Source organism: Bradyrhizobium sp. (assembly GCF_035273305.1).
Lineage (GTDB): Bacteria > Pseudomonadota > Alphaproteobacteria > Rhizobiales > Xanthobacteraceae > Bradyrhizobium.
In genome coordinates this window covers 16,196-40,067 of sequence record NZ_DATEPI010000054.1, presented here as the reverse complement: position 1 = coordinate 40,067, position 23,872 = coordinate 16,196, and the positions used below count along the sequence as shown (strand labels likewise).

18 protein-coding genes are annotated in these 23,872 nt (G+C 60.5%); 2 read left to right on the top strand and 16 right to left on the bottom strand.

The features are described from left to right. Positions 1-28: 28 nt before the first annotated feature. On the bottom strand, positions 29-1,711 hold the full coding sequence (locus tag VJV58_RS03775; RefSeq protein WP_324136005.1) for a glutamine--tRNA ligase/YqeY domain fusion protein: 1,683 nt from the start codon (positions 1,709-1,711) through the stop codon (positions 29-31). Positions 1,712-1,848: 137 nt separating this feature from the next. Between VJV58_RS03775 and gltX the strand changes: the two genes are divergently transcribed. Both gltX and gltA read left to right on the top strand, forming a co-directional pair. After that, positions 1,849-3,273 carry a glutamate--tRNA ligase gene (gene gltX / locus VJV58_RS03770; RefSeq protein WP_324136004.1) on the top strand — a complete coding sequence of 475 codons (1,425 nt, stop codon included), beginning with the start codon at positions 1,849-1,851 and terminating at the stop codon, positions 3,271-3,273. 150 nt (positions 3,274-3,423) lie between these two features. Further along, positions 3,424-4,728: a citrate synthase gene (gltA, locus tag VJV58_RS03765; protein WP_324136022.1), complete on the top strand. Its 1,305-nt coding sequence runs from the start codon at positions 3,424-3,426 to the stop codon at positions 4,726-4,728. Positions 4,729-4,858: 130 nt separating this feature from the next. On the opposite strand, the gene lpxB is transcribed toward gltA, so the two are convergent. The 15 genes from lpxB to dnaE form a co-directional block, all read right to left on the bottom strand. Continuing rightward, positions 4,859-6,052, bottom strand: a complete 1,194-nt coding sequence (lpxB, locus tag VJV58_RS03760) for a lipid-A-disaccharide synthase (RefSeq protein ID WP_414641395.1) — start codon at positions 6,050-6,052, stop codon at positions 4,859-4,861. Beyond that, positions 6,049-6,900 carry an LpxI family protein gene (locus tag VJV58_RS03755; RefSeq protein ID WP_324136003.1) on the bottom strand — a complete coding sequence of 284 codons (852 nt, stop codon included), beginning with the start codon at positions 6,898-6,900 and terminating at the stop codon, positions 6,049-6,051. Before VJV58_RS03755 ends, lpxB begins: the two co-directional genes overlap by 4 nt. 19 nt (positions 6,901-6,919) lie before the next feature. Further along, positions 6,920-7,726: an acyl-ACP--UDP-N-acetylglucosamine O-acyltransferase gene (lpxA, locus tag VJV58_RS03750; protein WP_324136002.1), complete on the bottom strand. Its 807-nt coding sequence runs from the start codon at positions 7,724-7,726 to the stop codon at positions 6,920-6,922. Positions 7,727-7,959: 233 nt separating this feature from the next. Then, positions 7,960-8,418: a 3-hydroxyacyl-ACP dehydratase FabZ gene (gene fabZ, locus VJV58_RS03745; protein ID WP_324136001.1), complete on the bottom strand. Its 459-nt coding sequence runs from the start codon at positions 8,416-8,418 to the stop codon at positions 7,960-7,962. Continuing rightward, positions 8,418-9,485 (bottom strand): UDP-3-O-(3-hydroxymyristoyl)glucosamine N-acyltransferase, encoded by a 1,068-nt coding sequence (gene lpxD / locus VJV58_RS03740; RefSeq protein WP_324136000.1) that lies wholly within the window; start codon positions 9,483-9,485, stop codon positions 8,418-8,420. Before lpxD ends, fabZ begins: the two co-directional genes overlap by 1 nt. Before the next feature lie 32 nt (positions 9,486-9,517). Beyond that, positions 9,518-12,067 (bottom strand): outer membrane protein assembly factor BamA, encoded by a 2,550-nt coding sequence (gene bamA, locus VJV58_RS03735; protein ID WP_324135999.1) that lies wholly within the window; start codon positions 12,065-12,067, stop codon positions 9,518-9,520. 171 nt (positions 12,068-12,238) lie between these two features. Then, entirely contained in the window at positions 12,239-13,390 is a 1,152-nt protein-coding gene (rseP, locus tag VJV58_RS03730; RefSeq protein ID WP_324135998.1) for an RIP metalloprotease RseP, read from the bottom strand. Between the two features lie 44 nt (positions 13,391-13,434). After that, a complete protein-coding gene (gene dxr / locus VJV58_RS03725) occupies positions 13,435-14,658 on the bottom strand; it encodes a 1-deoxy-D-xylulose-5-phosphate reductoisomerase (protein WP_324135997.1) in 1,224 nt (407 codons plus the stop codon). Between the two features lie 5 nt (positions 14,659-14,663). Then, positions 14,664-15,536, bottom strand: coding sequence for a phosphatidate cytidylyltransferase (locus VJV58_RS03720; protein ID WP_324135996.1), 873 nt, complete (start codon positions 15,534-15,536; stop codon positions 14,664-14,666). After that, the gene (locus VJV58_RS03715) at positions 15,533-16,291 is read right to left on the bottom strand and encodes an isoprenyl transferase (RefSeq protein ID WP_324135995.1); all 759 of its coding nucleotides are present in this window, start codon (positions 16,289-16,291) and stop codon (positions 15,533-15,535) included. Before VJV58_RS03715 ends, VJV58_RS03720 begins: the two co-directional genes overlap by 4 nt. Positions 16,292-16,311: 20 nt before the next feature. Next, positions 16,312-16,875 carry a ribosome recycling factor gene (frr, locus tag VJV58_RS03710; RefSeq protein ID WP_324135994.1) on the bottom strand — a complete coding sequence of 188 codons (564 nt, stop codon included), beginning with the start codon at positions 16,873-16,875 and terminating at the stop codon, positions 16,312-16,314. A 74-nt stretch (positions 16,876-16,949) separates the two neighbouring features. Further along, on the bottom strand, positions 16,950-17,666 hold the full coding sequence (gene pyrH / locus VJV58_RS03705; RefSeq protein WP_324135993.1) for a UMP kinase: 717 nt from the start codon (positions 17,664-17,666) through the stop codon (positions 16,950-16,952). Positions 17,667-17,734: 68 nt separating this feature from the next. Further along, entirely contained in the window at positions 17,735-18,658 is a 924-nt protein-coding gene (gene tsf / locus VJV58_RS03700; protein WP_324135992.1) for a translation elongation factor Ts, read from the bottom strand. A gap of 120 nt (positions 18,659-18,778) precedes the next feature. After that, entirely contained in the window at positions 18,779-19,777 is a 999-nt protein-coding gene (locus VJV58_RS03695) for a 30S ribosomal protein S2 (protein ID WP_324135991.1), read from the bottom strand. A gap of 201 nt (positions 19,778-19,978) precedes the next feature. Beyond that, complete coding sequence (gene dnaE, locus VJV58_RS03690; protein WP_324136020.1) at positions 19,979-23,482, bottom strand: DNA polymerase III subunit alpha; 3,504 nt, start codon at positions 23,480-23,482, stop codon at positions 19,979-19,981. Between the last annotated feature and the right edge of the window lie 390 nt (positions 23,483-23,872).

Here is a 23,872-nt window from a genome sequence, read left to right as displayed (position 1 = left end):
CGGCAAACGGGCGCGGAGCGAAGCACGTTCAGCTTTTCGCCCCCACTTCTTTCGCAAACGTATCGCGCAAGCCGATGGTTCGGTTGAACACGGGGCGGTCAGATGTTGAATCGGGATCGCGCACGAAATAGCCCTGCCGCTCGAACTGCATGACATCGGGAGAGTTGGCTTCCGCGATCGCCGGCTCAATTCGCGCATCCCGGATGATTTCGAGTGACTGCGGATTGAGATCGCCGACGAAATTGGCCGCGTCCGGGGTCGGCTTCGAGAATAGCTGATTATAGATGCGGATCTCCGCCGCTCGCGACTGCGCCGCCGGCAACCAGTGCATGGTCGCCTTGACCTTCCGTCCGTCCGGCGCATTGCCGCCCTTGGTTGAGGGATCATAGGTGCACCGCAATTCGATCACCTCGCCGGCCGAGTTCTTTATTACTTCGCGGCAGGTGACGAAATACGCATAGCGCAGCCGGACCTCCGTTCCCGGCGAGAGCCGGAAGAACTTCTTCGGCGGATTTTCCATAAAGTCGTCGCGCTCGATGTAAAGCTCCCGACCGAACGCGATACGACGCGTCCCCGAAGCCGGATCGTCCGGATGGTTGACTGCTTCGATGTCTTCGGCTTTGCCTTCGGGATAATTCTCAATGACTATTTTCAGCGGCCGCAGAACCGCCATCCGCCGCTGCGCCGTTTTGTTGAGAATTTCACGGATGCAGAATTCCAGCATCCCGACATCAACCACGCTGTTGGCTTTGGCTACCCCGATGCGCTTGACGAATTCCCGAATTGCCGCCGCCTGCACGCCACGACGCTTCAAACCGGCGATCGTGGGCATCCGTGGATCGTCCCAACCGGCGACGTGGCCGCCGCGGACGAGCTCGGTCAACACCCGCTTCGACAACAGCGTGTAGCTCAAGTTCAGGCGCGCGAATTCATACTGATGCGGCTTCGAGGGCACTGGCAACTTGTCGAGCAGCCATTCGTATAACGGCCGGTGATCCTCGAATTCCAGCGTGCAGATCGAGTGCGTAACGCCCTCGATGGCGTCCGACTGACCGTGCGCATAGTCGTAGCTCGGATAGATCGACCATTTGTCCCCGGTGCGTGGATGCGTGGCATGCAGGATGCGATACAACACGGGATCGCGCAGATTGATATTTCCGGATGACATGTCGATTTTGGCGCGCAGCACGCGGGCGCCATTTGCAAATTCGCCCGCCTTCATCCGCCTGAACAGATCGAGGTTCTCCTCTACGCTCCGCTCGCGGAACGGACTGTTCTGGCCCGGTTCGGTCAGCGTGCCTCGCCGAATTCGGATTTCCTCCTGCGATTGGTCGTCGACGTAAGCGAAGCCGCCGCGGATCAGCCCCTCCGCCCACGCGTAGAGCTGTTCAAAATAGTCGGAGGCGTAGAACAGATCGTCTCCCCAGTCGTAGCCGAGCCAATGCACATCGGACTGAATCGAATCGATGTACTCCTGCTCTTCCCTGGTCGGGTTGGTATCGTCGAACCGAAGGTGGCACCGACCCGAGAACTCCTGTGCAATCCCGAAATTAAGCGCGATCGATTTGGCGTGGCCGATATGCAGGTAACCGTTCGGCTCCGGGGGGAACCGTGTCACGACCCGACTGTATCGCTTGGCATCAAGATCGGCCTGGACGATGTCGCGAATAAAATCGCGTCCCGTCTCTGCCGGCACCGCTTCTGCTGTCATTCCTGTTTCCTGTTCGGGAGTCAACGGAGTTTCTGCCAAATCCGCCTGCTCGAAGGAAGGCTTTAGTTATGTCCCGTTCCTGCTATACACCACCGCGCCCGCCGCATGCCCCTATTGCTCGCAACCCGCTCTTGTAAATGGCTGATTCCGTCGTCACGCGTTTTGCTCCTTCCCCCACCGGCTTCCTGCACATCGGGGGAGCCCGCACGGCGCTATTCAACTGGCTTTACGCACGCGGGCGCGGCGGCAAAATGCTGCTGCGGATCGAGGATACCGATCGAGAGCGATCGACCGAACCTGCCATCGCAGCGATCCTGGACGGCTTGAAATGGCTCGGGCTCGATTGGGATGGAGAGGTTATTTATCAATTCAGCCGGGCCGCACGCCATCGCGAGATTGCCGAGCAGTTACTGGCCAGCGGCAAAGCGTATCACTGTTACGCGACCTCCGAGCAGCTCACGGCAATGCGGGAAAAAGCGCGAGCGGAAGGCCGCACACGCCTGTATGACGGCATGTGGCGTGATCGCGATCCCTCCGAAGCGCCAGCGGACATGAAACCGACGATCAGGCTGAGAGCGCCCCAGACCGGCGAAACTGTGATCGAGGATCAGGTTCAGGGCCGCGTGGTCTGGCAAAACGAGAACCTCGACGATCTCGTTCTGCTGCGTGGCGATGGCAATCCGACATACATGCTGGCGGTCGTGGTTGATGACCATGATATGGGCGTCACCCACGTCATCCGCGGCGACGACCATCTGATCAATGCCGCGCGCCAAAAACAAATCTATGATGCACTCGGTTGGGCGGTACCCAACATGTCTCACATCCCGTTGATCCACGGGCCGGACGGCTCGAAGCTCTCGAAGCGGCACGGGGCCCTTGGCGTGGATGCCTACCGCGCAATGGGATATCTGCCGGCGGCCTTGCGCAATTACCTGGTACGGCTCGGGTGGAGCCACGGGGACCAGGAAATATTTTCAACCGAGGAAATGATCGCGGCTTTCGATCTACCAGGCGTCGGTCGTTCAGCCGCCCGGTTCGATTTCGCTAAGCTCGAAAGCCTCAACGGGCACTACATCCGGCACTGCGACGATCAATCGCTGGTCACGATGTTTGAGGGCGTGCTGGACTATGTGCCCGGTGCCTCCAACATTAAATCCAAGATCAACGATACGACGCGGGCGCAGTTGCTGAAGGCGATGCCGAGCCTGAAGGAACGCGCCAAAACGCTGATCGAGTTGATCGACGGCGCCTATTTTATTTTCGCCGATCGGCCGCTCGAGTTGGAGGCGAAGGCGGCCGCCCTGCTGACGCCCGAAAATCGTGAACTGATCGGGCGGCTCCGCGGGACGCTGGAGGCCGTAGCGCCTTGGACCGCGGAGAGCACCGAAGCGGCGGTGCGCGCGTTCGCCGAGGGCAACAACCTCAAGCTCGGGGCAGTGGCCCAGCCGCTCCGTGCGGCCCTGACGGGACGGACGACGTCTCCCGGTATCTTCGACGTTCTGACTGTGCTGGGTCGGGAAGAATGCCTGGCGCGGCTTGCCGATCAGGCCTCCGCATAAGGGCTTATTGCAAGCCAGCCATGGCCATCTTGCAGTGCAAACAGCAATAAGATACCCATTTAAAAAGTGCTTTTCCAATCCCCGGCTTCCCGCGCCATGCCAGTCGTCATGGCGCACGCGGCCGCCTTTGCAACGATCGGGGACTTCACGATGGACGCGACCTCCAACAGCAAAATCGCAACTTTAACGGTTGGTAACAAGACCTACGATTTCCCGATTTTGAGCGGCACCGTTGGGCCGGATGTGATCGACATCGCCAAGCTCTACGCCCAGTCCGGAATGTTTACCTATGATCCCGGCTTCACCTCCACCGGGAGCTGCCAATCCAGGATTACGTATATCGACGGCGATGCCGGCGTGCTGGAATATCGCGGCTACCCGATCGAGCAGCTAGCCGAAAAGGGCGACTTCCTCGAAACCTGCTACCTGCTGCTCTACGGTGAACTGCCGAACAAGGCGCAAAAGGCCGATTTCGACAATCGCGTGATCCATCACACCATGGTTCACGAGCAGATGGCGCGCTTCTTCCAGGGCTTTCGCCGCGATGCCCATCCGATGGCCATCATGGTCGCGGCGGTCGGCGCGCTGGCGGCCTTCTATCACGATTCAACCGACATCAACGATCCGCAGCAGCGCATGATCGCGTCGATGCGCATGATTGCCAAGATCCCGACACTGGCGGCGATGGCGTTCAAATACACCATCGGTCAGCCGTTCATGTATCCAAAGAACTCGCTGACCTTCGCCGAAAACTTCTTGCACATGTGCTTCGCGGTGCCCTGCGAGGAATACAAGATCAATCCGGTCCTGGCGGATGCGCTCGACAAGATCTTCATCCTGCACGCCGATCACGAGCAAAACGCCTCGACCTCAACGGTCCGCATTGCGGGCTCCTCCGGTGCCAATCCGTTTGCCTGCATCGCCGCCGGCATAGCCTGCCTGTGGGGACCGGCCCATGGTGGCGCCAACGAAGCGGCACTGGCGATGCTGGCTGACATCGGCACGGTAGACAAGATTCCCGACTTTATTCGGCGAGTGAAGGACAAGAACAGCGAAGTCCGCCTGATGGGCTTTGGTCATCGCGTTTACAAGAACTACGATCCGCGCGCCAAGATCATGCAGAAGATGTGTCATGCGGTACTGGCGGAAACGGGCCATGGCGACGATCCGATGTTGAAGGTCGCGATGGAGCTGGAGAAAATCGCGTTGCACGATGAATATTTCATCGATCGCAAGCTTTATCCGAATGTCGACTTCTATTCCGGCATTACCCTGAAGGCGATGGGCTTCCCCACGTCGATGTTCACCGTGCTTTTCGCCGTGGCGCGCACTGTTGGCTGGATCAGCCAGTGGAGTGAAATGATCGAGGACCCGCACCAGAAGATCGGCCGTCCGCGCCAGCTCTACACCGGTGTGACACGCCGGGATTATGTCGATATCGCAATGCGCAAGTGAGCGAATGCGGTGGCACCGGCGTTCGGTATGGAACGTCCTGTTTGCGGTCAGTTCGATCGTTGATCGCCTGGTTTATTGTTCTGGCGCGTTTTGTTGACGGGAACCGGCGTCCACTTCGCTCGAAAACGCTCTAAGCGGAACGTCGCGATTTCCGCATTGCTTCCAGCACGATCTCGGCAGCGCGCAGACTGGGCGGTTGATTGCCCGTCGACATGATCGTGTCGATCTTCGCGAACGCCTCGAGCTGACGGCGGCGCAAGGGAGTGTCGGCAAGCACATCAAGCAGTGCGCGGAACAATTTCTCCGGCGTGCAATCCTGCTGCAGATATTCCGGAACGACATTTTCACCAACCACCAGGTTCGCCAGGATGACCGATTTGACATTGATCAAACGTCGGATGATCGAGGCTTCGAGCCCACCTGTCCGATAGCCGGCAACCATCGGTACGCCGGCAATGGCAAGCTCCAGCGTCACTGTCCCCGACTTGGCGAGCGCCGCGCGAGCGATCCGGAACGCAGCTCGCTTTTCGTGCTCGCCTGTTACCACGCGTGGCTGTAGCGGCCAGTTGGTCAGGGCTGCGTCAACCGCGTCCTGCAAATGCGGCATGGTGGGGAGGATCAGTTCAAACGCGACGCCTTCGGCCTTCAGGCGCCCGAGCGCCTCCCCGAATACGGCCATGTGGTGCCTGATCTCGCTGCGGCGGCTTCCAGGCAGCACCAGGAGGACCGGGGGCGTCTCCTCTCTACGCTTTTGCTCCTCGATACCGGGCCGCAGAACGGTGACCTGCTCGGTCAGGGGATGCCCGACGTAACTACATGGCGGGCCGCCCAACCTGCGGTATTCGTCGGGTTCGAACGGCAGCAACGCGAGCACGTGATCGACATAGGACCGCATCGCGGACGCGCGGCCGGGACGCCATGCCCACACTGAGGGGGCCACGTAATCGATGATCGGGATGGATGGATCCTGAGCCCGAACGCGTCTGGCCACCCGATGCGTAAAATCGGGACTGTCGACGATCACAAGGATATCCGGTGAGGCCTCCACAACAGCATCGGCAGTCGTCCGGATCAGCCGCAGGATTTTCGGCAAGTGCTTCACCACCGCCGAAACTCCGATGATCGACAGTTCTTCGATTGGAAACAGCGAGACCAGGCCTTCGCGGGCCATCGATTGGCCGCCGACGCCTTCAAACCGTACGGCGTCGCCGAGGCGCTGGCGCAAGACCTTCATCAGGTTGGCACCAAGCCGATCGCCGGACGCCTCAGTCGCGACAACGAAGATGGTTCGAGCGATGGGGGCGGTGGCGCGCGCCTGCATCACGCGGGCAACCCGGTTATGAAAAGCCCGGCCTTATCGGCGGCATCAATCATGACTTGCGGTTCGACGGCGATCGTGTTGGCCGAGACGATCGCAATGCCGGCAAGGCCGGCCGCATGTGCGCCTTCGACGGTTCGCGGTCCTATGGTGGGAAGATCGAAACGCAAGTCCTGACCGCTCTTCGGCGCCTTCACCAGCACGCCACGCGCGCTCCCGGCGCGAATGCGACCTTCCTCGCGTAGTCGCGCGACGCGCGCTAGCAAGCCATCGGTGCCTTCGATATCCTCCATTCCGACCACGTGGCCATCGATGACCACCACGGCTTGACCGATATCGAAAGGGCTCAGCGCCCGCAGCACGTCGCGTGCCTTGGCAATGTCCGTAAGGGCATATTGATCAGGCGCCTTATGCGTGAGACATCCCTCGGGCATCAGAAGGTCCGGCGCAACGTCCTTGACACCTACCATTCGGAAGCCGTCCTGCTCGAGAATGCGACCGATCCCGGAGAGCAGATGATCGTCGCCACCGCGGAAAGCCGCCCATAGCCGGCCGGCTGCGCGCAGCGTCGCCCAATCGAGTCTGATTTCTGAGAGCGCAGGGCGAACCAGCGTTCCGATAAAAACCAGCTCGCGGCAGTTCTCGGCTCGAAACAGCCTTACGGCTCTACCGAGCTGACCGACAGATATCCAATGATGGCGAAAGCGTTCCACAGCTAAGGGATCGCAGGCGCCCTTGAGAGCAAACAAGACCGGATCGAGGCCGCGCGCAACGAGCGAATCCGCGACCGCGAAGGGCATCACTCCGCCGGCTGCGATCACGCCAATCGGCGATGATGCAACCGCGCCTGTCATGCCTTGGCCGAGCGTTTCATCATCGAGACTTTCTCCCGTCTTTGATCGGCTGACACAGCTCGCGGTTTTTGCCGGCATCGATAAAATTCAGGATCTCCGCAATCGCCGGGTCAGTCAGGCCCGACGGCCGGACTTTCTCGAGGCGTTCGACGAACACGCCGGGCCCGTGGAATAATTCCTGGTAAAACGATCGAACAGCAGCCAATCGCTCGCGGGTGAATTTTCGACGCTTCATCCCAACCATGTTGAGGCCGGTGAGTGCCGCATAGTGGCCGCTCGCGAGCGCATACGGAATAACGTCGCTACGCACGCCACTAAGCCCGCCGACCATCACTTGCGAACCCACCCGGGTAAACTGATGCACGGCGGACAGACCGCCGATAAAAGCAAAGTCGCCGATCTCGCTATGGCCGCCCAACGTGGCCGAGGTCGCAAACACGACATCGTTGCCCACGATGCAGTCGTGCCCAACATGACTGCAGTTCATGAAGTAGCCGCGATCGCCAACGCTGGTTATGCCGCCGCCGGCCACGCTGCCGGCGTTCATCGTGACCTGCTCTCGCAACGTGCAGCCCTGACCGATCCGCAGCCTGGTGAGTTCGCCGCGATAGCTCAGCGATTGCGGAGGCGTGCCGAGCGAGACGAACGGGTAAATCGTGCAGTCATTGCCGATCGTGGTCTGAGCCGTGACATGCACATGCGCCACGAGCCGGCAGTTGTCGCCGATGACGACGTGGGGGCCGATCAAGCAGTAGGGACCGATGGAGGTGCCCTCGCCGATGACAGCGCCGTCTTCGACGCGCGCGGTGGAATCGATACTGCTCATCGGTCCGTTATTTGCCGCCATCGCAAGTTAATTTGCATAGGTTGCGGTGGTTAGCGCGGCATCCGGGCAGTGTCTAGTGACGTATGGTTACGCGCTGTTTCGGCCCGTTGGCACGAGCCTATGGTGATCGCGGATAACAGGTTAGCGGCGAAGGGGCGGGCTCGCAGATGGAACGGGTTGCGCACGGGCGACACCTCAGCAGCGACGCACGAGCGGTGCGCCAGCACGCAGGCTCAGTCCGTCAGCATCGCGCCGACATCGGCCTCGGCCACCGTGGTGCCGTTCACCCTGGCATCGCCGTGAAACCACCACATGGCCTTTCGTCTTCCGATGCTGCGCATGTGATATTCGATGGAATCGCCGGGCATCACCGGCTTGCGGAATTTGCATTTATCAATGGTGAGAAAATATACCGCGCGTGGCTTCTGAGTCCCTTCAACCGATTTGATTCCGATCACGCCGGCCGTTTGTGCCATGGCTTCGATCATCATCACACCGGGATAAACCGGCCGGTCGGGAAAATGGCCGAGAAAGGGAGGCTCGTTAAAGGTGACGTTCTTGATGCCGATGCCGCTGTAATCGGTCCGAATGTTGATCACCCGATCAATCAACAACATCGGATAACGGTGCGGGAGCGTCTTGAGGATCTCATTGATATCCACGAGCTCGAATCTGACTGATGGATCCCCCATTATTCGCGCCCCTCGCCCTTTGGATCGGCGGAGCTATCGCGCACCAGGCGCTCCAAGGCAACGATTTCCCGGAACCACTGCTTGGTCGGCTTGGCAAAATGGCCGCCCCATCGGCCGCCTGCCGGAATGTCATCCTTGACGGCGCTCATCGCCGTGACCTGTGCCCCGTCACCAATGTGAAGGTGATTGTTGATGCCCACCTTGGCTCCCAGCGCCACGTTGTCCCCAATCGTCAGGCTACCCGCCAAGCCTATCTGAGCCGCCAGCAAGCAGTGTCGGCCAATGGTCACATTGTGGCCGATCTGAACCTGATTGTCGATTTTCGTGCCTTCGCCGATGACGGTGTCCCGCAGACTGCCGCGATCGATTGTGGTCCCCGCGCCTATCTCCACATCGTTCTGAATCAGAACCCGTCCTGCTTGCGGCACCTTCAAGTGCCCTTCCGGCCCAAAGAAGATGAAGCCGTAGCCGTCCTGGCCGATGCTGCAGCCAGGATGGATCAGCACGTTATTGCCAATCAACGCAAATTGGATGGCCGTGCGCGCACCGACGTTGCAATCCCTGCCGATCCTGACGTTGGCTCCGATGACAGCCCCCGCTCCGATCACCGTTCCCGTGCCAATTTCGACGTTCGGACCGATGACGGCCAGCGGATCGATGATGACCCCATCTTCGAGATCCGCGCTGGGGTCGATGATCGCGGAAGGCGCGATGCTGTCAGTGCCGAACCACGATTGCGGGCGAAGCGCGCTGCTGTAAAACTCCCGGGCGACCGTCACAAACTCGCGAAATGGCTGGGCGGCGCGCAGGACTGCGACATGGGGCGGGACCTGCGCCTCGAACCGAGCGCTTACCAGGCACGCGCCTGCCTTGGTCGAAGCCAATTGCTTGGCGTATTTGAGATTGTCGTAAAACGTCAAATGCATCGGCCCGGCTTCATCGAGTGAAGCCAAGCCCCTGACCTGCTGACCAGCGCGGGACGCATCGACCAGATGCGCCTGCGTGAACGCGGCGATTTCAGCCAGCGTCGACGAAGGTGGTTGTTCGAAGAATGTCGGCTGCGCCATTCCACCCGTCGCGGTCCGGCCGGTGATCGAAATCAGAACGATGTCCCGCCGCCAAACTTGAATTCCTGCACGCGATCAAACGGCCCCTTGGTGATCGGGATGGCATAGTCGAACCGCAATGGACCAAACGGCGATGTCCAGATCAGGCCGACACCCACGGAGGTACGAACCGTGTTGCCGTTGTCGTAAATCAATCCCGTGCAGGTGCCGGCCGACACAGGTATCGCCCCCGGCAGCGACGGCTTCGCGCAATTGGAATTAGCCGGCGTCGTGACTTCGTTGGTGAAAGCCCATGTTGTCGGCCCCTGATAATCATAGAGTCCGCCCGCATCGGCATACACCGCGCCCTTGAGGCCTACTTCCTTCGGCAAGAACCAGAACGGCATCTGCAATTCCATCGACGCACCCCAATATTTTGTGCCGCCGATCGCATCGCGGGTTCCGAACGGGTTGATATCGCGCGGTCCGATACCGTTGGGGGCAAAGCCCCTCACCAGATTCGGCCCCATCTGGAAGTGATCGAGCATGCGCAGTTCGTTGCTGCCGACCTTGTTGAGAATGCCGCTCTGAACATGGATCAGTCCGACAATATCGGCGACCAGCGGCGTGTAGTATTTCGCGTCGATCGCACTCTTCAGATAGCTCACGTCGCCGCCGACGCCGGCGAAGTCCTGCTTGAAGTCCACCAGGAGGCCGTCGGTCGGGTTCTTGTTGTTATCAAGCGTGTTGTAGCTCAGCGAATAACCCACCGACGAGGTCAGCGTGCTGCCGCCTGCGAGTTCCTTGCGGACCGGGAGCGAGGCTTCTCCATCTACATAGCAGCCCAAGCCGCCGGTCGAACTCAGATCGATGCCGTTGGCGTTGGCAAAAGCCGGGCTCGGATTGAAGGCCAGTAACGAGTTGTTGGACGTGCTGTTGTTACAATTGGCCAGGTAGCTCGGCAGCGACAGCTTCTGCTGGTAAATCGAGTACCTGACCTGCAGCGAAAGATCTTCGCGCAACGCGAACCCCAACCGCGGACTGAATCCAAGGGTCGACGTGCCATACGAGATGTAGCTGTTCGGAAGCTGTTGCCGCTGGAACAGGTCGAGCCCAAGCGCCACGCGGTAGTCCAGCAGGTACGGCTCGACAAATGAGAGCGAATAGCCGCGCGCGTACTGGCCATAGGTCACCGACGCCTTGGCAAACAGGCCACGACCCAGAAAGTTGCGCTCGGAAATACTGACCTCGGCGAGCGCGCCATCGGTCGTCGAGTAGCCGCCGGACACCGAGAAGTCACCGGTCGATTTCTCCTCGAGATCGACTACGAGAACCACGCGATCGCTCGATGAGCCCGGCTCGGTCGTAATTTTCACGGTCTTGAAGAAGTCGAGATTCTTCAGTCGGCGCTCGGCGCGATCGACGAGCGCGCGGTTGTACGCGTCGCCCTCCGAAATATCGAATTCACGGCGGATCACGTAGTCACGCGTCCGGGTATTGCCGCGCACATTGATGCGCTCAATATAGGTCCGCGGGCCCTCATCGATGGCATAGGTGATCGAGACGGTATGATTCTCGAAATTGCGATCGCCGCGCGGGTGCACGATAGCAAAGGCGTAGCCTCGGCGCGAAGCTTCGATCTGCATTTCCTCGACCGATTTCTCCAGCGCTTCAGCATTGTAAAGCGCGCCGACAGAAACGCGTGAGAAACCACGAAGCCCATTAGCGTCGAGCGTCGGAATGCTCGAGACAAAATTGACCGATGCCACACGATATTGCTGGCCTTCCTCGATCTTGAACGTGACCAGGAAACCTTTGCGCTCGGGGTCGTATTCCGTCAGCGCGGCCACGACCTGCACATCGGCAAAGCCGTGCTTCAAATAAAAGCGCCGAATCAAATCCCTGTCGGCTTCAACGCGATCCGGATCGTAAACGTCGCCGCCACCAAGAAAGCTAAGCAGGTTCCATTCGTGCGTCTTGATGACGTCCTTGAGCCGGTACGACGAATAAGCGTTGTTGCCGACGAAATCGACCGATTTCACGCCGGTCTTTGCGCCCTCAGTAATGGTGAAAACCAGGTCGACGCGGTTATTGGGCTGCTCGATGATTTCGGGATCGACACGCACGTCATAGCGCCCTGAGTGGCGATAGATTTCGGCGATGCGCTGGGCATCGGACTGCACCATTGGGCGCGACAACGTGCCACGCGGCTTGGATTGAATTTCGGCCGAAAGTTGCTCGTCCTTGACCTTCTTGTTGCCTTCGAAGGCCACCCGGCCAATCACCGGGTTTTCGACCACCGTTACCAGTAAATGGCCGCCCGATTGACTGATTTTGACGTCCTGGAACAAGCCGGTCTCGATCAGCGCCTTCAAACCGTCGTCGATTTGAGCCTTATCCAGACGGCCGCCGGGGCCCGGCTTGAAGTACGACCGGATCGTCTCAACTTCGACCCGCCGATTACCTTCTACCTGAATCGAGGCCACGTTCTGGGCGACGGCGCTCGACGCGACAAGCATAGCGGCCAGAGTGGCGGCGACCGGCATAGCGCAAACGATCAGGGCGGCGAACAAGCCCCCGCGCACTCGCATTCCAACATTCATGCGCAACGCGCCCTTGTCATTCCTGGCCGGCCCGAATCCCCACGAACCGGCAGATTCCCATCGATTGCCCTGCTTGTACCAAATTTGCCGGAGCGGCAAACATCCGATTGCAGGGCAATTTCATTTTCATTCCAAGACGTTGCCTATTCGCCACGTCACAAAAAAGCCGCTTCAGGATGCCGCCAGATGCAGGATGTCATTGTAGGTGGCAAACACCATCAGCATCAGCACGAGAGCCAGCCCGATTCGAAATCCCATCTCCTGGGCCCTCTCGGAAAGCGGACGTCCGCGCACCGCCTCGACGGCGTAGAACAAAAGATGACCACCATCGAGCAGCGGCACGGGAAACAGGTTCAAGAGTCCAATCGAGATCGAAAGCACGGCCGCGAGATGGACCAAGGCTGCAACACCGATCGTGGCGACCTGACCTGAAATCTGTGCGATCCGAAGAGGGCCGCCGACCTGGTCGGCTGCTTCGCGCCCGGTAAAGACGCCGCCGATATAGGACAGCGTACGGTCGATCACGAACCAGGTTTCCTTGACGCCGAGCCACGCCGCGGTTGCGGGGTCAACACGCTCGGTCGTCACGTCGCCGGCTGTGGTCTTGCGGGTGATGCCCAGCACGCCAAGCCGATGCATGTTTCCGAAGGGGTCCTTCACCTCCTTGAGCTGCGGCGTACCGTGCAATTGCACAGTCGAATCACCGCGCTTGACCGTGAACGTTAGCTGCTCGCCGGCGCGAACTCCGACAATTCGCTGCATGTCCGAGAAACTATCGATTTTCGTGCCGTCAATGGCAACGACCACATCACCGGTCTGGAACCCGGCTGCTGCGGCGGGACTGCCGGCTTCCACTTGGTCGACCCGCGCGGTCGTGCTGGGCTTACCCAGAAACGTGAACAGGCAGGTGAAGATCACGATCGCCAGAAGAAAATTGGCGATCGGACCAGCGGCCACGATTGCTGCCCGCGGTCCAACCTTCTTGTGGTGAAAACTGTCCCTGCGCTCTTCTTCCGTCATGTTGGCAAGCGCTTCGGACGACGGCGTTGAAGCCTCGCTTTCATCTCCGAAGAATTTGACGTAGCCCCCGAGGGGAACGGCAGAGATCTTCCAGCGGGTGCCGTGACGGTCGTTGAAGCCGGCAAGTTCGGGTCCGAACCCGAGCGAGAAAGTTAAGACCTTAACGCCGGCCCAACGGGCCACCAGAAAGTGACCCAGTTCGTGGAAGAAGACGACAATCGTAAGCACGAACAGGAAGGGAATGATGTAACCGATGAGTCCATGACCCAACGTATTGAAACCATGCACGAAAAACTCAGACATCCAGTTCCCCTCAACCAAGGCCGCAGGCCCCGTTCCCCAGCCTTCTAAGATGCCTTTAAGGCTATTTGAGGCAAGAGGGTGGCAGCCTTATTTCGCGCCGTATGGTCAATTGTGATGGCGTCATCAGCCGACGTCAGTGGCGCACGATTGCCCGAGCGAATCCAGTCCTCCATGGTCGCCTCAACGAGGCGAGCGATGGCACCGAACTTGATCTTGCCGGCTATGAAGGCCGCCACGGCGACTTCGTTGGCGGCATTATAGACTGTCGTGGTCCCCCGTCCGCTGCGCAATGCATCATACGCCAGGCGCAGCGCCGGGAAGCGGCCGAAATCCGGCGCCTCAAATGTCAACTGTCCAATTTGGGCGAGATCGAGCTTGGCTGCTGGCCCGACGATTCGATCCGGCCATCCGAGACAATGCGCGATCGGAGTGCGCATATCCGGCGCGCCCAATTGCGCCACCACCGAACGATCCGAGAATTCGACCATGCCGTGTACGATCGATTGCGGATGGACGAGCACGTCGATTTCATCTGGGGTAAGCGCGAACAGATAGGAAGCTTCGATCACCTCAAGCCCCTTGTTCATCATCGATGCGGAATCGATGGTGATCTTCTGTCCCATGCTCCAGTTCGGGTGCTTCAGGGCCTGCGCTAAGGTCGCCTGCTCGATCTCATTGCTGGCCCATGTGCGGAATGGTCCGCCCGATGCGGTGATGATGACCCTGACCAATTCTTCGCGATTTCCGGAGCCGAGCGCTTGAAACAACGCGTTGTGTTCGGAATCCGCCGGCAAGATGCAGGCTCCTGCGGCAGCGGCCCGCTGCATGAAGAACTCGCCCGCACAGACCAGGCATTCCTTGTTGGCAAGCGCAACGGTAGCGCCACGATCCACCGCTGCGAGCGCGGGCTTCAACCCCGCCGCGCCACTGACGGCCGCCATGACCCAATCGGAAGGACGTGCTGCCGCATCGATGATGGCACTTTCGCCCGCGCCGCATTCGGTGCGCGTGCCGGCCAGCGCATCCTTTAGCTCGCCGAGGCGAGCGGGATCAGCAATCGCCGCAAATCGCGCGCCGAATTCCCTGGCGAGGCTGGCCAAACCCTGCACGTTGGTGTGACCGGTCAAAGCCTCGACCTGATAACGGTCGGGTGATGCCCTCAGCAGATCCATGGTGCTGTCGCCGATCGACCCGGTGGCGCCGAGGACGGTGACGGTACGCACGGCGGAAGCCGCGGCCTTGTTATTACGCAACGGAACAGCACTCATGCCTTTTACCAAACCATAAGACCGCGGCCGACGCCATCCGGGCCACCCCGCAGAAACCCGAAAATCGCAGCCAAAACGACCGCGGCGACGAAGCCGTCCAGCCGATCCATCAGGCCACCATGCCCGGGAATGAGGTGGCTCGAATCCTTGACGTTGAAAGTCCGTTTCACGGCCGACTCGAAAAGGTCGCCAACTTGAGAAGCGGCGGAGAGCGCTGCTGCCAACACCAGCAGGCGCTCCATTTTCAGCATCAGCAGAGAATCCGACTTATGAGGATCGAAGGCAAAAAACACTGCAGCCACGGCCAGGCTAGCTGCGAAGCCCCCGATCGCGCCCGCCCAAGTCTTCTTGGGGCTGACTCGAGGCCACAGCTTTGGCCCCCCGATGCCGCGGCCGACAAAGTATCCGCCGATGTCGGTTACCCAAACGATCAAGAGCACGAAAATGAGCGCGACAAATCCCTCTACTTGGTCAAGCCGCACCAGCACCGACGCGATTTCCGCTGCCACAGCATAGAGGAAGCCCGCCACAGGCCAGCCGCGCGGTTTTGGGGAGAGCAAGCCAACGGCAGCGAGGCCAAGCACCGTTGCCAGGAGCGAAGCATCGACCCGTTCAGCCGCCAGGCAGATTGCAACGATCGCAAGTGCAATTGCGCCAGTGACAAGGACGCGCATTTCGCGTCCAGCGCCGACAATCATCAGCCATTCAACATACAATCCGATCGAGGCCAGGGTGACCAAGGTGATCCACAGCCATCCACCGGCATAGGCTAGCGCGATCGTTGTGGGTGCGAGCACCAGCGCTGCGACAACGCGCAGCAGGAGATTGCGTCGCGCCTGCTCGCCGGCGGCCGGGGGCGTGGCCTCGTCCCCGCTCACGATCCGGTTTTCGCGGCCAGACCGCCGAAACGGCGCTCCCGCCTAGCATACTCGGCGATCGCGTCTTCCAACGCGGGCTTATCGAAATCAGGCCAATGAATCGGCACGAATACGAGTTCGGTGTAAGCCGCCTGCCACATCAGGAAATTGGACAGCCGCTGCTCTCCGCTGGTGCGAATGATCAGATCGGGGTCGGGGATGTCGGGCGCGTCGAGATACCGCCCAAGCGTGTCAGCGTCGATCGTCGCTGGATCGCGTTTTCCCTCGGCCACCTCGCGCGCGAGCCGTTGCGCCGCATTAGCGATCTCCTGCCGGGAGCCATAGTTAAATGCGACGACGAGATTAAGCCTCGCGTTGTTCCTGGTCAGCTCTTCCGCCTCGTTTAGGAGCGCGCAGATGTCCGGCTCGAGTCCATCGCGTTGCCCGATGATGCGAACCCTCACTCCGTCACGATGCAACGTTGCAAGATCGTTGCGGATGAAGCGGCGCAGCAGACCGAACAGGTCTCCGATTTCGGTCGCCGGGCGCGACCAGTTTTCGGAACTGAAGGAGAATATCGTCAAATAGAGAATGCCGAGTTCGCTGGCTGCGCGAACAACCCGGCGCAAAGCCTCAACACCGCGCCGATGCCCTTCCGCGCGGGGCAGGCCCCGGGCCGCTGCCCAACGTCCATTCCCGTCCATGATGATCGCCACGTGCAAGGGTCCGGCGGCACGATCCGGTCCTTCTGTGGCAGGGGCAGCGGCGTTCGACATCGGGGGTTCCCGGGGAAACACTAGACGGTAAGGATTTCTTTTTCCTTTGCCGCGAGCAGGTGATCGACTTCCGAAATCGCGGCGTCGGTGGCCTTCTGCACATCAGCGGCCAGACGCTCCTGATCGTCTTCGGAAATCTCGTGATTCTTCTCCAGTTTCTTGACGGTATCGAGGCCGTCACGCCGGACATGCCGAACCGCGACCCTGGCTGCTTCCGCGTATTTGTGCGCGACCTTCACAAGCTCCTTGCGACGCTCTTCGTTGAGTTCGGGAATTCTCAAACGAAGCACCTGCCCTTCGGTCGCCGGACTCAACCCAAGATTCGAATCGACGATCGCTTTTTCGACCGCCTTGACCATCGATTTGTCCCACACCTGCACGGAAAGAAGCCGCGGCTCGGGCACGCTGATAGTCGCAAGCTGGTTGAGCGGCATGTGGGTGCCGTACGCATCGACCTGAACGGGCTCCAGCATCGAGGCTGCGGCACGGCCGGTCCGCAACCCGCCGAGTTCATGTTTCAACGCCTGGGTCGCGCCTTGCATTCGGCGCTTCAATTCGTTGATGTCGAACTTACCCGTGGGCATGACGCTCTCTCCTCAGAAAAACTCTTGTCGACACCGCCGGACCGCTTTGCGCGTCGTCCAATAGCTTCAATTGGTCAGCCGGCGACGATGGTGCCACGACCGGTGCCGCGTAGGATGGCGCCGATCGAACCCGGTTCGGCGATCGAGAACACGATGATAGGCAGCGAGGTCTCGCGGGCAAGCGCGAAGGCGGTAGCATCCATCACCTTGTAGCTGCCCTCGATCGCCTGTGAATGGGTCAGGCGGTCAAACCTTTTGGCGCCAGAATCCTTCTTGGGGTCAGCGCTATAGACGCCGTCTACGTTAGTGGCCTTTAGCACCGCGGTTGCTCCGATTTCGGCTGCGCGTAAGACGGCCGTCGTATCGGTCGTGAAGAACGGGTTGCCGGTTCCACCGCCTAGCAGCACGATCCGGCCCTCTGCCAGATATTTGTGCGCCGCACCTCGGGTGAACAGCTCGCATATCTGCGGCATGACGAAAGCGGAGAGGCTGCGGGCCGGCGTGCCCCGGCGCTCGATAGCGGCCTCGAGCGCAAGACAGTTCATCACGGTGGCCAGCATGCCCATGGTGTCACCGGTCGGGCGCGACACGCCCCGCGTGGAAACATCGACCCCACGGGCGATGTTTCCACCACCGACGACAACGGCCACTTCGGTACCGAGCTTTTGGGCGGCCACCAGATCACCGGCGATCCGGTCGACGGTGGGCTGATGGATACCGAACGATTGGTCGCCGGCGAGGTACTCGCCGGAAAGCTTGACGACCACACGACGATAGAGCGGCTCAGCCATTGCTAAACGCTATCCTTCCCCGCGCGGGTTGCCTCGGCGCAAACGGGCCGGAAGCATCGCTCCGGCGGTTAGTTCTTGCCGCTGACCGCCGCCACTTCGGCCGCGAAATCGGTTTCCTGCTTTTCGATTCCCTCGCCGAGAGCATAGCGCACAAATCCGGTGATCTTCACAGCCGCACCGATCTTGCCCTCAGCTTCCTTTACGGCCTGGGCGACCGATTTGGCGTTATCATGGATGAAAGCCTGCTCAAGCAGGCAAACTTCCTTGTAATAGGTCTTCAAACCGGACTCGACGATCTTCTCGATCACGTTCTCGGGTTTACCCTGCTGACGGTACTTGTCGGCCAGCACATCCTTTTCCCGCTTCACCGATGCCGGCTCCAGCCCGGCTGGGTCCAACGCCAGCGGATTGGCTGCGGCAACATGCATCGCGAGCTGACGGCCGAGAGTTGCCAATTCATCCGTCTTGCCTGCCGACTCCAGCGCCACGATTACGCCGATCTTGCCGGCGCCATCGATCACCGCGTTGTGCACGTAGCTCGACACCACACCCTTGCCGACCTCGAGCGAAGCCGCGCGTCGCAATGTCATGTTCTCGCCGATCGTCGCGATCGCATCGGATATCGCGGTTCCAACCGCCACGTTTCCGGCCTTTGCGGCTTTGATCTTCTCCACATCGGCTCCGACGGCGAGCGCCACCTGCGCGATCATCTTGACCAATCCCTGGAACTGCTCGTTACGCGCAACGAAGTCGGTCTCTGAATTGACCTCAACGACGACTCCCTTGTTGCCTGAGGTTAGGGCGCCAATCAGCCCCTCCGCAGCGACGCGCCCGGCTTTTTTCGCGGCCTTCGATAGGCCCTTCTTGCGCAACCAGTCGATAGCCGCCTGCATGTCGCCATTGTTCTCGCTCAGCGCTTGCTTGCAGTCCATCATGCCCACGCCGGTGGTCTCGCGAAGGTCCTTGACCATCGCCGCTGTGATTGTTGCCATCGTTGCAATCCTTTGCCTGTCCGGTCGACCGCGGCGCGGCATTCGCCGCTCGCCGCCTTCACCCCAGGAACTACGCAGTTGAAAACCGGGCGGCCGGATCGTTCCGGCCAGCGCGTTTGATTATTCCGCTTCCGCGGTCAAAGTCTTGGCCTGGGCGACCCACGCGTCGGCGCGGGACGGCAGTCCGACCTCTTCACCGATCTGATGGGCGGCATCATGGTCGAGCTCCGCCAGCTGCCAGAAGTGGAAAATGCCGAGATCGTTGAACTTCTTCTCGATCGCGCCCGATACGCCGGTGAGCTTCTTGAGATCGTCGGCAGCTCCCCGCGGGCCTGCGAGGCCCTGGAAACCCGCAGCTTGCGGAGCCGTCGGAATTTCCTCGCGAACGGGAGTCGCGGAAGCGCCGACGTCGATCCCGGAGTCTCCCTGCGCACGCGAGATGCCGTCGATCACAGCGCGAGCGACCAGATCGCAATAAAGCGAGATGGCGCGGCCGGCGTCGTCATTGCCGGGGATGACATACGTGATCCCCTTGGGATCGGAATTGGTGTCGACGATAGCAGCGACCGGAATGTTCAGCCGCTGGGCTTCCTGGATCGCGATGTCTTCCTTGTTGGTGTCGATCACGAAAATCATGTCGGGCAGTCCGCCCATTTCCTTAATGCCGCCCAGCGAACGGTCGAGCTTGTCGCGCTCGCGCTGCAGCGTCAGCCGCTCCTTTTTGGTGTAGGCGTTGGCATCGCCCGAATTCAGCACCTCATCGAGGTGCCGCAGACGCTTGATCGAACCTGAAATCGTCTTCCAGTTCGTCAGGGTGCCGCCGAGCCAGCGCGAATTGACGAAATACTGCGCCGATCGCTTTGCCGCCTCCGCTACGCCGTCCTGCGCCTGCCGCTTGGTGCCAACGAATAGGACGCGACCACCCTTGGCGACGGTATCGCTGACAGCCTGGAGCGCGCGGTGCAGCAGCGGCACGGTCTGGGCAAGATCGATGATGTGGATGTTATTGCGCGCACCGAAAATATAATCCGCCATTTTCGGATTCCAGCGGTGCGATTGATGGCCGAAATGAACGCCAGCCTCAAGCAGCTGACGCATAGAGAAATCGGGTAGCGCCATAGTTCAGTTCTCCGGTTGGTTCCTCCGGAAACGTGTGAGCAGACGAGCCTTATGGCCCGGCTGCCACCGGACGGCCTTTTGAGCCATGTTTCCGTGTGAGATGGGCCGCTATATAGCGGTATTTCGGCCAGAAGCAAGGAAATATGGCCACGCCGCAACGGCTCGGCGTGGCTCAAATTGGAGGCTTTCCGCCCGTCGAAGCTAGAGCGTCTGCACGTCCACCACTCCCGAGACTGCCTTGATCGCGCCTGCGATCTGGGGCGACACCTTAAACCGGCCCGGAAGCTTCATTTCGACCTCGGTTTCCAGATCGAGCATCATCACCAGCGAGACGTCCCCATCGCCCCCACCGTTCGTCGCCGATTTTGCCGGTTGGGCGCGCGCAGCACCGCCCTGTCCTGACTCCGGCAGCTGCAGCCGCTTGGCGATCGATTCGAGCGGGCGCGTGTCGCGCAGGAATATGCGCAGTCCTTTTTGGGTCTTTGCCGCGGCGTCGTCCAGCGGCTCGGCATGCAGCACCCGGGCGCGGACATCCTCGCCTTGCAATTCGGCTCCGAGTTGCAGCAGGACCGCCGCGCCAGGCTCCAGCACGTCGCGATATTGCGCTAGCCCCTCCGAAAACAACACGGCTTCGAAATGGCCGGTGGGATCGGACAGTCCCATGATGCCCATTTTGTTGCCGGTCTTGGTCCGCCGTTCCATCCGCGATACCACAGTGGCGGCCACCTTGCCCGCTGTGGCGCCGGTTTTGACCGCACGTGAAAATTCCGCCCAGGACTGCACCCTCAAGCGCTTCAGCACCGTGGAGTAGTCGTCCAGCGGATGGCCGGACAAAAAGAACCCGATCGCGTCGTACTCTCGGCGCAGTCGTTCGGCGGGAAGCCACGGCTCAACCTGCGGCAGCATGATCGTGGGCGCATCGGCCGCCCCGCCGAACATATCGTTCTGCCCGATGCTGGCAGCCTCGTGGCTGCGCTGGCAAGCAGCCAGGATCGCTTCCGCCCCGGCGAACACGCGAGCGCGATTGGAATCAAGCGGGTCAAATGCGCCGGCTGCCGCCAAGCTTTCGATCACCCGCTTATTGATAGCACGCGGATTCACCCGCGCCGCGAAGTCTGCCAGTGAGGTGAATACTCCGTCTTTGCGCGCATTGACGATCAGTTCGACGGCTTGGGAGCCGACGCCCTTTAGAGCGGCCAGCGCATAATAGATGGTGCCCTCGCTCACTTCGAAAGTGGCTGCGGATCGATTGATCGAGGGCGCCTCGACCTTGATGCCGAGCCGCTGGGCCTCGGCCCGAAATTCCGACAGCTTGTCGGTATTATTGAGCTCGAGTGTCATCGAAGCGGCGAGGAATTCGACCGGGTGATGGGCCTTCATATAGGCGGTCTGGTACGACACCAACGCGTAAGCCGCCGCATGACTCTTGTTAAACCCGTAGTCGGCGAACTTCGCGAGCAATTCGAAGATCGTTTCCGCCTGTCCCTTCGGCACTCCATTCTTGACAGAGCCGGTGACAAACCCGACGCGTTGCTTTTCCATCTCGGAGCGGATCTTCTTGCCCATCGCGCGGCGCAACAGGTCGGCTTCTCCAAGCGAATAACCGGCCATTACCTGTGCGATCTGCATCACCTGTTCCTGATAGATGATGACGCCGAAGGTCTCCTTCAGGATGGGTTCGAGCATCGGGTGCAGATATTCCGGCTCTTCATCTCGGTGCTTGCGGGCGCAATAGGTTGGAATGTTTGCCATCGGGCCCGGCCGATACAACGCGACGAGCGCGATGATGTCCTCGAAGCGGTCCGGCCGCATGTCGACAAGCGCGCGACGCATGCCTTGGCTTTCCACCTGGAAAACACCGACCACATCGCCCCGCGCCAGCATCTGGTAACTCGGCGCATCGTCCAGCGGCAGCGTTGCAAGGTCGACCTCGACACCGCGCTGGCTGAGCAGCTTCGCTGCGACGTCAAGCACCGTGAGGGTTTTTAGTCCGAGAAAGTCGAATTTGACGAGCCCCGCCGGTTCGACCCATTTCATATTGAACTGGGTAACCGGCATGTCCGATTTCGGATCTCGATAGAGCGGCACGAGCTCGCTGAGCGGGCGATCTCCGATCACAATGCCGGCGGCGTGGGTGGAAGCGTGCCGCGTTAAACCTTCAAGGCGTTGCGCAATATCGAAAGCGCGCGCCACCACCGCATCTTCGTCTCGAAACGCTTGCAATTTCGGCTCGCTGGCGATTGCGGCCGCGAGCGTGACAGGGGCCGCGGGATTTTGCGGCACCAGCTTGGTCAGCTTGTCGACCTGGCCGTAAGGCATCTGTAGTACGCGCCCGACGTCGCGGAGTACGCCTCGCGCCTGCAGCGTTCCAAAGGTTATGATTTGCGCCACCTGATCGCGCCCGTAGCGCTTCTGCACGTAATCGATCACTTCGCCGCGCCGTTCCTGGCAGAAGTCGATATCGAAGTCCGGCATCGAGACGCGTTCCGGATTGAGAAAACGCTCGAACAGGAGACCGAACCGGATCGGGTCGAGATCCGTGATCGTAAGTGCATACGCCACCAGCGACCCCGCGCCGGAGCCGCGACCCGGTCCCACCGGTATGCCCTCCGCCTTCGCCCACTTGATGAAGTCGGCGACGATCAGGAAATAGCCGGCATAGTTCATGCGACTGATGACATCGAGTTCGAAGGCGAGCCGCGCGCGATAATCTTCTTCGGAAGCACCTTGTGAGAGGCCATGAACCGCGATCCGGTTGCTGAGCCCCTCCTCGGCCTGACGCCGCAATTCCACCGCCTCATCGTTCTCCGCGTCCGTCGCATCACTTCCCGCCCCTACCGTGAAGCGCGGTAAGATCGGTTTGCGCGTGAGAGGGCGAAAGGCGCAACGCTCGGCGATCTCAATCGTGGACGCCAGCGCCTCCGGCACATCGGCGAACAACACCGCCATTTCCGCCCGCGTCTTGAAACGGTGATCTGGCGTGAGTTGTTCGCGCTCGGTCTCCGCGATCAGACGGCCGCCGGCGATGCACAACAGCGCATCGTGGGCTTCGTAATCGTCCGCGGTCGCGAAATACGGCTCATTGGTCGCAACCAGCGGCAAACCTTTTGAATAGGCGAGATCGATCAGCGCGGGCTCGACGCGGCGCTCCTTCTCAATCCCATGGCGCTGCAATTCGATGTAGAGTCGATCGCCGAACAGGCTGGCCAACCGATCACAGCGCGAGCCCGCGAGCGCGGCCTGATCGGCATTGAACGCCAACGAGATTGGTCCATCCGGCCCTCCGGAGAGGGCGATCACGTCCTCGGCCTCGTCCTGCAGCCATTCAAACTTGACGTGAGGTGCCTGATGGACCGGCGTTTCTAGGAACGCTCGCGAATTCAGCCGCATCATGCTGCGATAGCCGCGCTCGCGCGCCGCCAGAAGCACGATCCGGGACGGCGTCGCGGAGATAGCGCTGCGGGCGTTCGGGTCCTGATCGCCAAAATCGACCGCGAGCTCGCAACCGATGATCGGCTGGATGCCGTATCCGGCCATCTTGTCGGAAAATTCCAGAGCCCCGAACATGTTGTCGGTATCGGTCAGCGCCAGGGCCGGCTGGCGGTCCGCCTTGGCCAGTTCGCCGAGCTTCTGGATCTTGATGGACCCCTTCAGCAGCGAATACGCCGAATGGACGTGAAGATGGATAAATCCGGCATTGGACATGGCTGCCGAAGGCTTCTGGGTCATTGAATGGGTCGATCGTCCGGCTTGAGGGAGCGAAGCCGCCACGCAGGCCGACTCACCTATTTATCGTGGTCTCTTGGACCCGCTGAGTCCACGTGGAACGCGCAAATCACCTCGTTCTCCGCGCTTTCCCCAAGGCGGTGTACGTCCATGGCGGGCCAGTTCAAAGCTGGGGAATGAGTTGGGCCCAGACCGCAATCATGCCCACGAACAGCGTTATCGACGCCAGAGCTGCTAATTCCTCCACGAAAACCTTCAACATGTCGGCCTCCTGCTACGGGAACATATGACGAACATTGTTCCTATTTTGTTCTCAGGAGTCAAGCTGGGGCGGTGGGTCAGCTGGAAAAATGAGCCCCAAAGTTTTCT